The organism is Sinorhizobium sp. Y406 (genome assembly GCF_058732025.1).
Window position 1 is genome coordinate 387,518 of record NZ_CM178974.1, and the last position, 12,977, is coordinate 400,494.

Annotated in this window: 12 protein-coding genes; 6 read left to right on the forward strand and 6 right to left on the reverse strand. The window is 64.0% G+C overall.

Annotated features, from left to right (window positions below; genetic code table 11):
• Nucleotides 1–131: 131 nt before the first annotated feature.
• The 4 genes from AC4P1R_RS01860 to AC4P1R_RS01875 form a co-directional block, all read right to left on the reverse strand.
• Nucleotides 132–899, reverse strand: coding sequence for a 16S rRNA (uracil(1498)-N(3))-methyltransferase (locus AC4P1R_RS01860; protein WP_069460293.1), 768 nt, complete (start codon nucleotides 897–899; stop codon nucleotides 132–134).
• Nucleotides 900–938: 39 nt separating this feature from the next.
• Entirely contained in the window at nucleotides 939–2,444 is a 1,506-nt protein-coding gene (locus AC4P1R_RS01865; protein ID WP_273361280.1) for an inorganic phosphate transporter, read from the reverse strand.
• A gap of 107 nt (nucleotides 2,445–2,551) precedes the next feature.
• Nucleotides 2,552–3,058, reverse strand: a complete 507-nt coding sequence (locus AC4P1R_RS01870; protein WP_083265417.1) for an NUDIX hydrolase — start codon at nucleotides 3,056–3,058, stop codon at nucleotides 2,552–2,554.
• A 197-nt stretch (nucleotides 3,059–3,255) separates the two neighbouring features.
• On the reverse strand, nucleotides 3,256–4,050 hold the full coding sequence (locus AC4P1R_RS01875) for a FadR/GntR family transcriptional regulator (protein ID WP_069460296.1): 795 nt from the start codon (nucleotides 4,048–4,050) through the stop codon (nucleotides 3,256–3,258).
• A gap of 206 nt (nucleotides 4,051–4,256) precedes the next feature.
• Between AC4P1R_RS01875 and AC4P1R_RS01880 the strand changes: the two genes are divergently transcribed.
• The 5 genes from AC4P1R_RS01880 (at nucleotide 4,257) to glcF (ending at nucleotide 10,180) form a co-directional block, all read left to right on the forward strand.
• Nucleotides 4,257–5,531, forward strand: a complete 1,275-nt coding sequence (locus AC4P1R_RS01880) for a DUF3422 family protein (RefSeq protein ID WP_151610884.1) — start codon at nucleotides 4,257–4,259, stop codon at nucleotides 5,529–5,531.
• A gap of 247 nt (nucleotides 5,532–5,778) precedes the next feature.
• Entirely contained in the window at nucleotides 5,779–7,218 is a 1,440-nt protein-coding gene (locus AC4P1R_RS01885) for an FAD-linked oxidase C-terminal domain-containing protein (protein ID WP_069460297.1), read from the forward strand.
• On the forward strand, nucleotides 7,215–8,426 hold the full coding sequence (gene glcE, locus AC4P1R_RS01890; RefSeq protein WP_069460298.1) for a glycolate oxidase subunit GlcE: 1,212 nt from the start codon (nucleotides 7,215–7,217) through the stop codon (nucleotides 8,424–8,426). The genes AC4P1R_RS01885 and glcE overlap by 4 nt, the downstream gene beginning before the upstream one ends.
• Nucleotides 8,427–8,466: 40 nt before the next feature.
• A complete protein-coding gene (locus AC4P1R_RS01895; RefSeq protein ID WP_069460299.1) occupies nucleotides 8,467–8,847 on the forward strand; it encodes a DUF4870 family protein in 381 nt (126 codons plus the stop codon).
• 43 nt (nucleotides 8,848–8,890) lie between these two features.
• Entirely contained in the window at nucleotides 8,891–10,180 is a 1,290-nt protein-coding gene (glcF, locus tag AC4P1R_RS01900) for a glycolate oxidase subunit GlcF (protein ID WP_492177361.1), read from the forward strand.
• Nucleotides 10,181–10,396: 216 nt separating this feature from the next.
• On the opposite strand, the gene AC4P1R_RS01905 is transcribed toward glcF, so the two are convergent.
• Nucleotides 10,397–11,092, reverse strand: coding sequence for a L,D-transpeptidase (locus AC4P1R_RS01905; protein WP_492177362.1), 696 nt, complete (start codon nucleotides 11,090–11,092; stop codon nucleotides 10,397–10,399).
• Nucleotides 11,093–11,276: 184 nt separating this feature from the next.
• Entirely contained in the window at nucleotides 11,277–12,023 is a 747-nt protein-coding gene (locus tag AC4P1R_RS01910; RefSeq protein WP_492177770.1) for a L,D-transpeptidase, read from the reverse strand.
• Between the two features lie 211 nt (nucleotides 12,024–12,234).
• Between AC4P1R_RS01910 and AC4P1R_RS01915 the strand changes: the two genes are divergently transcribed.
• Entirely contained in the window at nucleotides 12,235–12,894 is a 660-nt protein-coding gene (locus tag AC4P1R_RS01915; RefSeq protein WP_069460302.1) for a DNA-3-methyladenine glycosylase I, read from the forward strand.
• Nucleotides 12,895–12,977: the final 83 nt, after the last annotated feature.

Sequence of the window (12,977 nt, forward strand, 5' to 3'; positions counted from 1 at the left end):
AAGATGCCCTCAAAAAAACTTCGGGGAGCGGCGCGTGCCGGGAGCGCCTCGCGACCGGGACTGTTCGTGCGAGCAGTCGAGGTCGTGTTGGGTCGATGTAGCACTTTGATAGTGCTGCATGTCTTCGCCCTTTAATCGAGGTCGATTAAAGGAGACATGCAGTAGCGCCAGTCCCCGATCGTGGCCTGGATCACGGCCATGGCGGCGACCGCCGCTGTGTCGGCGCGCAGGATTCGCGGTCCGAGCGGTATCGGCGTCACGAAGACCAGGCTGCGCAGGAGCTTTCGCTCGGCCTCGGAAAAGCCGCCTTCCGGACCGATCAGAAGCGCAAGCTGCCGCTCTGTGATGGCGCTGAGGATCGGCAGCGGGTTCTGGCCGTCACAGCCCTCGTCGCAGAAGACGATGCGCCGGTCGCGCGGCCAGGTCTCAAGCAGGTCTTCGAGTTTTCGCGGTGCCTCGACGGAGGGAATGCCGAGTACGCCGCATTGTTCGGCGGCCTCGATGACGTTCGCGCGTATGCGGTCGAGATTGCCGATCTTGCCCTGCACGTGTTGGGTCATAACCGGCTGCAGCACGCCGGCTCCCATCTCGACCGCCTTCTGCACGAGATAGTCCAGCCGGCCGACCTTGAGCGGCGCGAACAGGTAGACGAGATCTGCGGCCGGAGGCTGCGGTCGCGTCTGCTCGATCGCTGACAGGACCGCCTGTTTGCGCGTCGGCATTGAAAGCTCCGCCCGCCATTCGCCATCGCGGCCGTTGAAGACCAGAATCGGCGTGCCCTCGCCAAGGCGCAACACGTTGATAAGGTAGTTGAACTGCTCCTTCGTCGCCTCGTGCCTTGCACCGGCATGGAGCGGGCTCTCTACGAACAATCGCTGCAGACGGAAATTGGCGCGCATAGCAATTCCTTTGATTCGCCGTGCGGGTCCGGATCGATTTCAGAGAACCAGGCCGGAAAGCACGAGGTAGACGAGCGCCGAAAGCAGCGCGGATGCGGGCACGGTGATCACCCAGGCGCCGACGATCGTCAGCAGATAGGAGCGGCGCACCAGCCGCCGGCGGCGTATCTCGGCGAAATTCGTCTCGACGGCTTGCGTGGGATCGGAATGGCCGCTTTTCCGTCGGACATGCTCCAGTCGCCGCTTCGAATGGCGGGTGTACCACTCGCGGAAGAAACCGACGCCGAAGACGGCGCCGACCGCGGTATGGGTGGAACTGATCGGCAGGCCGAGCGCCGAAGCAAACAGCACCGTGGCCGCCGTCGCGAGCGCCACGCAGAAGGCGCGCATGGGATTGAGACGGGTGATTTCCTGGCCGACGACGCGGATCAGCCGCGGACCGTAGAGGAGCAGACCGAGCGAAATGCCAAACGCGCCGATCAGCAGGACCCAATATGGGGCCTCAGATTTCTGGCTGGAGATCATGCCGCCTTCGGCCGCGACGATCGCGGAAAGAGGGCCGATGGCATTCGAAACGTCATTGGCCCCATGGGCGAAGGAGAGCAGCGCCGCCGCCGCGATCAGGGGCAGGCGGAACAGCTTGCGAAGCGACTGGTTGCGGTTCTCGAGTCCCTCCGAGTGCCGGCGGATCCATGGCTTGCTGAGGACGTAGCAGGTGCCGCCGACCAGTGCCCCGGCGAGCAGGCTCGTCGGAAGCGAAATGATCGCGACACGGACGAGGGCGAAAACCAGCACATAGGCGGTGAAGGCCCCCGCCGTGACCCCGAGGACGACAGGCATCCAGAGCCGGGCGGCGGCGATCTTGTCGCTGCGATAGACGACGAATTCATTCAGGAAGGCGAGGATGCAGGCGGCGAGGATACCGCCGATGAGCGGCGAGATCGACCAGCTTGCGGTGATCCCGGCAATGGTCCACCACTTGACGGCGTCAGGCCCCGCCGCCGCAAGACTCGCGCCGACGATACCGCCGACGACGGAATGGGTGGTCGAGACGGGCGCACGGGCATAGGTGGCGATGTTGATCCACGCAGCCGAAGAGATCAGCACCGCCATCATCAGCCAGACGAGCGCATCGGGGCTGACCAGTCGGCTGCCGTCGACGACGCCTGCTTCGATCGTCAGCGCAACCTTGCGCCCCGCGATCAAGGCTCCAGCTATTTCGAAGACGGCGGCGATCGCCAGGGCCGTGGCCATGGTCATCGCCCTGGCGCCGACTGCGGCGCCGACATTGTTCGTCACGTCGTTGGCGCCGATATTCATCGCCAGGTATCCGGCAAAAGCGGCGGCCGCAATGACGGTGGCGAGGCCGGATGCGCCGGTGAAATAGCTTGCGGCGATCGCCATGCTGACGATGAGGAACAGGGCAGCGAGGCCGGGGGCTGCCAGGCCCCGCATGATGAACTGGGTCGCCTCTTCCGCAAGGCTCACCTTGTCGAGGTCCTTGTCAAGTGTCGGCGTTTCCAGGCTCGGGCGCAGCTTGGCCACTGATCGTTTCTCCCTTTCATGATCGCCAGTAGCGGCGCGAGCCGGCGCATTCAAGCGGAATCGGAGCGGAGGATGGGGCGTGGCGCAGAGAGCGCGTGCGCAGGCAGTCAGCCGTTGGCGGCTTTCGGCGCCTGCGCCGCTGGGGCGCTCATTCGTTTGCCGAAGTCGAGGATAAGCTCTTTCAAGGATGGCTCGGCCACGCGGCGCGCCGCCTCCCGGCAGTCAACCCATTCCAGCCGCCGGGCGCCCTTTTCGGGGAAGTTCTTGCTAAAGTCCGCGACTTCGAGCGCGTGAACCTGGACCTTGCAGGAAATCTGCAGGCCATGGTCCATGCGCTTCTGGTAGGTATAGAAGCCGAGCGCGGCCTTCCGGATCTTCCCGTTCACGCCGGCTTCTTCATAGGCCTCGCGTTCCGCCACTTCGTGGGCGCGCTTGCCTTGCATCGGCCATCCCTTCGGAATGACCCAGCGGCCGGTGTCGCGGCTGGTGATCAGCAGAATTTCCGGCTCTCCGGTCTTCTTGCGGATACGATAGCACAGCGCCGCGTATTGCATGCGCGCCGGGCGTCGCAGCATAAGATGCACATCAGAGGCAAGCCGGTGCAGCAAGCTCAAGGGGGGTCTCACTCCTATGCGAATCAGCGGCATTCGTCATTTCGAAATTATGTCTGGTCCACCTCGCCTGTAAATGGATCGGCTGAAGATAACCGACGAAATGCGTACAAGTTCCAGAATGGAATAGCCAATCGTCATTACATCTCATGCGTGCGTCATCCATCGGCCGGAAAGCGGCGTCGCAGGCGCCCGGGCACTCACGGCTCCCGGCTGCGGTCACGCTGCAGCAGGCGCATTTGAGCGATGCGTGCCCACTCACCGCTGCGCTCCGCCTCGCGGGCGGCGGCTGCGACGAAATCGATATGGCCTTGAGCGGCGGACTTCGCCGCCTGCGGGTCGCGCGCCATAATCGCGGCATAGATCGCCTCGTGCTGCGAAAGCAGCCGGTCGCGGGCGCCGGGGGCGCCGAAGACCGTACTGCGATGAAAGAATATGCCCCGGGTCAGGAGCCTGTAGCAGGCCCGCAGCGTATGCAGCAGAATGATGTTGTGGGCGCTGTCGCCGATCGCGTTATGCAATTCGATGTCCGCCTCCAGCTCTTCGTCGAAATTGCCGCTACGGTGCGCCTCGCGCATGCGTTCAATGACACTGGTCAGGATATCGCGGTCGAAGTCCGTGGCGCGGGTGGCGGCGAGCTCGGCGGTGAGGCCCTCGAGTTCGCGCCGAAATTCGAGGTAGTCCTGCGTCGCCTTGGAATGGCGCCCGATGAGCTCGACCAGCGGCTTTGAGAAGATCTGCCCGACCACGTCGGCGACGAAGGTGCCGCCGCCGTGCCGGCTCTCGACTAGGCCGCGCGTCTCCAGCTCCTTCAGCGCCTCGCGCAGGATCGGCCGCGATACGTCGAAACGCTTGGAAAGCTCCCGCTCGCCCGGCAGCCGGTCGCCGTCGCGAAGCACGCCTTCGAGAATGAGAAGCTCGATCTGCTGCACGACCTCGTCCGCCGTGCGGCTATGGCTGATGCGGGCATAGAGGTCGATCGGGTCTTCGGTCACGGCATGTTCTCCTTCAGCGGAAACCGCTTGTCTCAAGCCTGCCGCTCCTCGGAAATCTAGCAGCCGCCGCCAAGTGGTCAAATCAGTTGTCCACTTGGCGCCCCTGAGACTGATAAAAATCAAACTGCGTCAAAGCGCCCCGTTCTTTTTGCTTCACGGATTGATAAGAAAACGGTGATGAACGCGTGAGGGGGATGAAGCGCTTCATGCCAAAAGGCAGTTTTGCATTTCCGGTCGCACCCTTGCGTGCGCAGGCATTGGGCGAGGTTCACGCGCGGCCCTACGCATTGGTCACGACGCCGAGGGTGATTTTTCAGCTCGCCTTTCTCACCGATGGCGGATCGATCGTCGATCATGCGGTGCTCTCCGAGCTCTCGCGATCCTGCGGGATCGCGCCGCCCGGACGCGACGCCAGCCACCATGCCATCCCCTGGGGGAACGGAACGCTGCGCTGGGAGCGGCATACGGAATTCTCCACCTATTTCTGGGATACGCCGGCGCCGGAACGCTTCGGTGAAGAGGTGCCGGTTCACCCGTTCGGCGACGGCTTTTCGCCGCCTGGCCTGCTGATCGCCGGCATTCGCCTCGAGATTCGTCACGACACGCCGCAGACCCGCGACGCCATCAAGCTCTTCGATCCGAAGAGCCTTTGCTACAGCGAGAGCAAGAACGGCCAGGCAGTGATCGTGACCGACTTTCGCCAGAACGGAGACGGCCTCACCCAGATCCTTGTGATCGACAGGGGGATGACCGAGGCGGGAACGGGCGCCCTGGCGCAGCGCCTGCTCGATATCGAGACCTATCGCACGCTCGCCATGCTCGGCCTGCCGCTGGCGCAATCCTTGTCGCCGGAAATTCGCCGGACCGAGGACGGCCTGACGGCGATCACGCAGCGCATGAAGGAGAATGTCCGCGAGGAAGCCGACGAGATGCTTTCCGGGATTACGCGTCTTGCCGCCGACCTCGAAGCCGGCGCCGCCCTGAGCCTCTACCGCTTCGGGGCCAGCCGCGCCTATTACGGCATCGTCCAAGAACGTATCCGCACACTTTCCGAAACGCCCGTGCCCGGCTACGAGACGATCGGCACCTTCCTCGAACGCCGGCTGGCGCCGGCCATGAGGACCTGTCAATCGGTCGAGGAACGACAGAAGAACCTGTCGACCAAGCTCGCGCGCGCGACGACACTCTTGCGAAGCTGGGTCGACGTCGAGCTCGAACGCCAGAACAGTGCGCTGCTCAATTCGATGGACCGCCGCGCCAAGCTGCAGTTGCGCCTGCAGCAGACGGTCGAGGGCCTGTCGGTCGCCGCGATCTCCTATTATGTTGTCGGGCTTTTCGGCTACCTCGCCAAGCCCTTGAGCCACCAGATTCCCGTCGATCCCGGCGTGCTCACCGGGATTGCCGTGCCCATAGCCGTCGTCGGCGTCTGGATGGTGGTCAGGCGCATTCGCCGCCATCACGAGGAGGCGGCGCACAAGTAGCATCCGCTACAGTGCCCAATAGGAAGCGAGGCCGCATAGTGCGGCGAGACAATCGACGAAGAGGAAAATCCGTTAGCATTTGCCCCGGGTGCCGCTCCAGTGGTAAACAAAAAATACCACCCTATGGCGCCATGCATGTTCTCTGAACGCGTCGAGAGCGCTATAGCATCTTGAATTTTCCGCGTGTTTCCTCAAGTCGGCAAGATTTGAGAGGCGCGCGTCAGGGCGCATCTGACTGGAGGTGCTCATGCCGGAGACGATCGGATTCCTGGAACCCAGACAGGCCGTTCTTGGCCGCCGGCGGGAGATCATCGCCGACCTCACCGATCTCCTCCCTGAGGGGTCGCTGATCAGTGACGAGCGCGGGCTGAAGCCGTTCGAGACGGACGCCTTTCTAGCCTATCGCCGCATACCATTGGCCGTGGCCCTGCCGGAGACGACGGAGCAGGTTGCCGCCGTGCTCAAATATTGCAGCCGATATGGCATTCCCGTCGTGCCGCGCGGCGCCGGGACCTCGCTGTCCGGCGGCGCCATTCCCCAGGAGGATGCCGTCGTCGTCGGCCTCTCCAAGATGTCACGCATTCTCGACATCGACCTCTTCAACCGCGCGGCGACGGTTCAGGCCGGCGTCACCAATCTCGGTATTTCCGAAGCGGCCGGGGCCGACGGCTTCTTCTACGCGCCCGATCCGAGTTCGCAACTCGCCTGCACGATCGGCGGCAATATCGGCATGAATTCCGGCGGCGCCCATTGCCTGAAATACGGGGTGACCACCAACAATCTGTTGGGCGTCAAGATGGTGCTCTTCGACGGCACTGTGATCGAGCTCGGCGGCAAGGCGCTGGATGCGCCGGGTTATGATCTCGTCGGCCTCGTCTGCGGCTCGGAGGGGCAACTCGGCATCGTCACGGAAGCGACTGTCCGCCTGATCGCCAAGCCGGAAGGTGCGCGCCCGGTGCTTTTCGGCTTCGATTCGTCCGAGGCAGCCGGGTCCTGCGTCGCCGATATCATCGCCGCCGGCATCATCCCGGTCGCGATCGAATTCATGGACAAGCCGGCGATCGAGATCTGCGAAGCCTTCGCCCAGGCGGGCTATCCGCTCGACGTCGAGGCGCTGCTGATCGTCGAGGTCGAGGGTTCCGAAGCTGAGATGGACACGATGCTTCGGAGCATCGTTGAGATCGCCCGCCGCCACGGGGTCAAGACGATCAAGGAATCGCAATCGGCGCTCGAGGCGGCGCTGATCTGGAAGGGCAGGAAATCCGCCTTCGGCGCCACCGGTCGCATCGCCGATTACATCTGCATGGACGGCACCGTGCCGCTGAGCCAGCTCTCCCATGTCCTGCGCCGGACCGGCGAAATCGTCGCGGGTTACGGCTTGCGCGTCGCCAACGTTTTTCATGCCGGCGATGGCAACATGCATCCATTGATCCTCTACGACATCAACGACCCGAAGGATGCGGCGCGCGCGGAGGCTGCCGGCAACGACATCCTGAAGCTCTGTGTCGAGGCCGGCGGCTGCCTCACGGGCGAGCACGGCGTCGGCATAGAGAAACGCGACCTGATGCGGCATCAGTACAGCCAGGCCGACCTCGATCAGCAGATGGCGGCGCGGGCGGCCTTCGACCCGCACTGGCTCCTGAACCCGTCCAAGGTCTTCCCGCTCGAAGGACGGCCCGCAGCATGATCGTTCATTTCGAGCCGCCAAGCGAGGAGGGCATTGCCTCGGTCGTCCGCTCGGCGTCGGCCGAGCGCGTCACGCTTTCGATCGTCGGCGGCGGCACACGGACGGGCCTCGGCAACCCCGTCCGGGCGGCTCGCACGCTTTCGACGCGGCGCCTCTCCGGCATCGTCACCTATAATCCTGCGGAGATGACGATGAGCGCGCTCGCGGGTACGCCGCTGTCGGAGATCGAGGCGGCGCTCGAGGCGAAAGGCCAGATGCTGTCCTTCGAGCCGATGGACCACAGGCCGGTCTTCGGCACCTCCGGCGAGCCGACCATCGGCGGCGTCTTCGCGGCCAACGTCTCGGGCCCGCGCCGCTATGTCGCCGGTGCCGCGCGCGACAGCCTGCTCGGCGTTCGCTTCATCAACGGCCGCGGCGAGGCGATCAAGGCCGGCGGGCGGGTGATGAAGAATGTCACCGGGCTCGACCTCGCCAAGCTGCTTGCCGGCTCCCACGGCACCCTCGGAATCCTGACGGAGGTCACCTTCAAGGTCCTGCCGTCGCCGCCGGCGGCCGCGACGGTGGTTGTTTCCGGTCTCAACGACGCGGAGGCCGCAGCGGTGATGGCCGAGGCCATGGCCCAGCCGGCGGAGGTGTCGGGCGCTGCGCATCTGCCGGAGAGCGTCCGCGGGCGCTTCATCGACGGCGCGCTGCCCGAGGGGGCGGCCACGGTGCTGAGGCTCGAAGGGCTTGCGGACTCGGTTGCCCTGCGGGCGAAAAGGCTCTCAGAGGCGTTCGCTCGCTTCGGGCCGGTTTTACGATTGGATACCGTACAAACCAAGCTGCTTTGGGCGGATATCCGCGACGTGAAGCCCTATGCCGACGGCACGATGCGGCCGCTCTGGCGTGTCTCCGTCGCCCCCTCCGCGGGGCACCAGCTCGTTGCCGCGCTTCGGTTGCAGACCGGCGTGGACGCCTATTATGATTGGCAGGGCGGTCTCGTCTGGCTGCGCATGGAGGCCGATCCCGAGGCCGAGCTGCTACGTCGCTATCTCCGTGCGGTCGGCGGCGGCCACGCGACGCTTCTGCGCGCCGGTGAGGACGAACGCGCGCGCATACCGGCCTTTGAACCGCAGCCACCTGCTGTGGCACAATTGTCCGAACGCCTGCGTGCGTCGTTCGACCCATTGCGGATTTTCAATCCCGGGCGGCTGGCGACCATCGCTTGAGGCATCGCCGCGAAGACGCCCAACGGCCAAGGAGACCTCAATGACAGATCCTGGTTCCCGCACGCCGCTTTCCCGCGACACCGATCGCTGGCTGGAGCCTGGGAAGGTCAATATCCAGATCGTCTACGTCCTGTATCTGTTGGGCTTCGCCATCGGCATCACACCGCTGATCGGCCTCGTCATCGCCTATCTCAATCGTGACAAGGCGGAAATCTGGGCAAGGTCGCATTATGACTGGGCGATCCGAACCTTCTGGATCGCCTTGCTGTTCGTCCTGATCTCCGCGGTTCTGTCCGTCGTTCTGATCGGTGTGCTCGGTTTCGTGGCGACCGCGGTCTGGGTCGTGGTGCGCTGCGTCGTCGGGCTTCAGAAGGCCGCGCGCGAGGAGCCGATCACCAATCCGGAAAGCTGGTGGATCTAGGTTCAGGAGCGAATCCGCGTCCTAGCAGTATGGGAGTACTCGGTTGCAGACCAACTTTTCCCCCGAACAGCTTGCCGATCCGCAAGTCGCGGAATCCGAGCAGATCCTGCGCAAGTGCGTTCATTGCGGCTTCTGCACCGCCACCTGTCCCACCTATGTGCTCCTCGGCGACGAGCTCGATAGCCCCCGCGGGCGTATCTATCTCATCAAGGACATGCTTGAAAACGGGCGTGCCGCCGACACGGAAACCGTTACCCATATCGACCGCTGCCTCTCATGTCTCTCCTGTATGACGACCTGTCCTTCGGGCGTCGACTACATGCATCTCGTCGACCACGCTCGCATTCACATCGAGAACACCTATCGACGGCCCTTCAAAGACCGTGTCGCCCGTTCCGTGATCGCCGCAACGCTGCCCTATCCGCAGCGCTTCCGGGCGGCACTCCGGGCGGCACGTCTCGCGCGGCCGATGGCCGGGCTGCTGAAGCGCGTTCCCTGGCTCAAGACCTTCGGCGTCATGCTCGATCTTGCGCCGGCAGCGCTGCCGCCGACGGTAGCCAAGCCGAAAGTCCATTCGGCGAAAGGTGCTCGCCGCGGGCGCGTGGCGCTGCTTACCGGCTGCGCACAGCCGGTGCTGCGGCCGGAAATCAACGAGGCGACGATCCGGCTGCTGACGGGGCAGGGGATCGAGGTCGTCCTCGCGGAAGAGGAAGGCTGCTGCGGCGCCCTGGTCCATCATATGGGCCGCGAGGAACAAGCGCTGAAGGCCGCCCGCCGCAATGTCGACGCCTGGCTGAAGGCTGCTGATGAGGGTGGCCTCGACGCGGTCGTCATCACCGCCTCCGGCTGCGGCACGACGATCAAGGATTATGGCCACATGCTGCGACTTGATCCCGCCTATGCCGAGAAGGCGGCGAGGGTCTCTGCTCTGGCGAAAGACATAACCGAATATCTGGCGGATCTGGACCTGCCGGAACAGAAGGCGCGCGGCCTGACGGTCGCCTATCACTCCGCCTGTTCGATGCAGCATGGGCAGAAGATCACGACGATGCCGAAGCAGCTTCTGAAACGGGCGGGATTTTCCGTTCGCGACCCGGCCGAAGGCCACCTCTGTTGCGGCTCGGCCGGCACCTACAACATCCTTCAGCCGGAAATATCGGCGAAGCTCAAGGCCCGAAAGGTCGGGAATATCGAAGCGACGAAGCCGAATGTGATCGCGACCGGCAATATCGGTTGCATCACGCAGATCGCGACCGGAACCGCCATCCCCATCGTGCATACGGTCGAGCTTCTGGATTGGGCCTATGGCGGGCCGAAGCCGGCGGGGATTTGAGGCGAGAGGCGGCCTCCGTCCGGCCTGCCGGACCCATGTAGCGCGCCACACCACCTCGCTCTCCAGTGCGGTCGAACGGACGAACGCGGCGTTTTAGGACACGCCCCGCCCGCAAATCGGAACCATGTTCGGAAAGCTCGATGCGCAGATTAAGAGAGTTACAGCGCCGCGCGTCTGCCAAGACGCGGCGCTGTAGAGTGAGGGGAGTTTCGCTCGTCAGCCGCCGAAGATCTCGCGGAGAATGTCGACGCCGCGGTCGTCGAAGCTGATGTCGCCCTGCTTGTTGCCGGGGCCGATCACGATCACCTTGGTGCCGATCGGTGCCCGATCGTAGAGGTGCTCGACATCGTTGTTCATCATCCGGATGCAACCCGAGGACATGTTCTGGCCGATCGTCCAGGGCTGATTGGTGCCATGGATGCGGAAGATCGTGTCGCGACCGCCCTTGTAGAGATAGAGTGCGCGGGCGCCGAGCGGGTTGTCGATGCCGCCTTCCTGGGTGATCGGCAGGATCCGGCCCTTGGCCGCTTCGCGTGCGCGCATTTCCGCCGGCGGCGTCCAGCTCGGCCATTCGGCCTTCCGGCCCACTTTGACGATACCGGACCAGCCGAAGCCCTCGCGGCCGACGCCAATCCCGTAGCGGGTCGCGCGGTTCGGACCATCGATGTAATAGAGGAACTTGCTGTTGGTATCGATGATGATCGTGCCGGGCGCTTCTTCCGTGCGGAAACGAACCTTGGTGCGCCAATACTTTTTCGGCGGCTTCTTCTGCTGGGCGGTGAGGACGATGTCCGAGCGCTTGACGGCCCGACCGCCCGGCTCGGCAGACGTGAACGCCGAAGCGTTTACGGCAGCAAAAAGAGTGGTGGCCGCGACGCCGAGCGCGACCAGTTTACCGGCGTGACATTTCATCTGCGATTCCCTCTCAACCCCGAAATCCGAAAGCCATGCGATTTACTGGCAAGTCGCGGCCTGAAACAACCGATAGAAGCAGACTGCGTTGGGCAATCAGCGTCGTGGATAGTGTTTGTTGCCTTTAGATCACGGTTCGGCGGGAAAAGTGCGGTGCCTCGTCGGAAGCGGACCGCAGCTGCCGCTACAGAACGAGGACCTTGGTGCCGACATTCACCCGCTCGTAAAGGTCGACGACGTCCTCGTTGCGCATGCGGATGCAGCCGGAGGACACGGCGTAGCCGATCGTCCAAGGGGCATTGGTACCGTGGATCCGATAGAGCGTGGAGCCGAGATACATGGCGCGGGCACCCAGCGGGTTCTGCGGACCGCCGTCCATGCGCGCCGGCAGGTAGTGACCCTTGGCTGCTTCGCGCGCGATCATTTCCTGCGGCGGCGTCCAACTCGGCCACTCGGCCTTGCGGGTGATCTTGTGCTCGCCTGCCCACTCGAAGCCCGGCTTGCCGACGCCTACTCCGTACCGCCGGGCTTCGCCATTTCCGGTCACGAGATAGAGGAAGCGATTGTTGGTGTCGATCACGATCGTGCCGGGCTTTTCCCCCGTCTCATAGGCCACCATCTGTGGCAGGAACTGCGGGTCGAATTTGGTTTTCACCGGTTTCTGGGCGCGCGTGGCGGCCACGGGCTGAACGGCGGGGGCGTAGGGCGTGCGCCTGACCTGGCGCCGTTCGACGGTTTTTCGGGAGGCCGTGGGCGCCTCTGGGCGGTAAACGACAGGGCGCACGCGCCCGCCGGTCAGCTGCATCACCCACGGGGCCGTCAGGTCCGGGCTGACGATGACCGGCGGCCGGTTCTGATAACGATCCTGCGCCCCCGCGCCGACGGGGAAAATGCAGAGGCAGGAGGTGGCAAGCAAGAGGAACTTCTTCATCTTCATCGGGCGGACTCGCTACATGACGCCCATTACAAGGCGGCTATTGGAGCCGCGATGCTCGCACCCGCCCGCCACCGAAAGGTAAACGGCCCTTCACTAAAATGCCGCGACCGCAAGAAAGCTTTGGGTAGGGTTATTTGCGGCTTTATGAATCTGGTTTGCAAATGGTAAACAGAACAAAAAGGAAACGGATGCGAAGGAATGGACGATGACGGAAAAGGGTCTGATCACGGGCGAGGACGGGCTCAGCCGTTGTGCCTGGCACAGCAATCTCGAAGACTACCGTCGCTATCATGACGAGGAATGGGGGCGGCCGATGGCGGACGACCACCGGCTGTTCGAGAAGATCTGCCTGGAAGGCTTCCAGTCGGGGCTTTCCTGGCTGACGATCTTGAGAAAGCGAGAGGCGTTTCGCGGGGCCTTTGCAGGCTTCGATTTCGAGGTCGTCGCCGAATTCGGGGAGGCCGATGTCGAGCGCTGCCTAGCCGATCCGGGCATCGTGCGTCATCGCGGAAAGATCGTCTCCGCGGTCAACAATGCCCGGCGGGCGAGGGAGCTGCGCGATGAATTCGGGTCTCTCGCCGCCTATTTCTGGTCGCACGAGCCCAACGGAAGCGAACGTCCCCCTGTCATGGACTACGACACGCTGGTGGCCAATCCGACGACGCCGGCTTCGGTCAGGATTTCGAAGGATCTGAAGAAGCGCGGCTGGACCTTCGTTGGGCCGACGACCGTCTATGCCTTCATGCAGGCCATGGGCCTCGTCAACGACCACCTGGAAGGCTGCTTCTGCCGTGCCGGTGTCGAGGAGATGCGGCGGCAATTCGTGCGGCCTGCCGCAGGTCCGTCTCGATCGGCCTCGATCTAGCGCATCGGCCTGCCGGTTTTCGCGTGTCGTTGTTCTGAGAAAGGCAGCAGTGATCCGGACCCGCCTTGAGCGCCTTTGTCGCT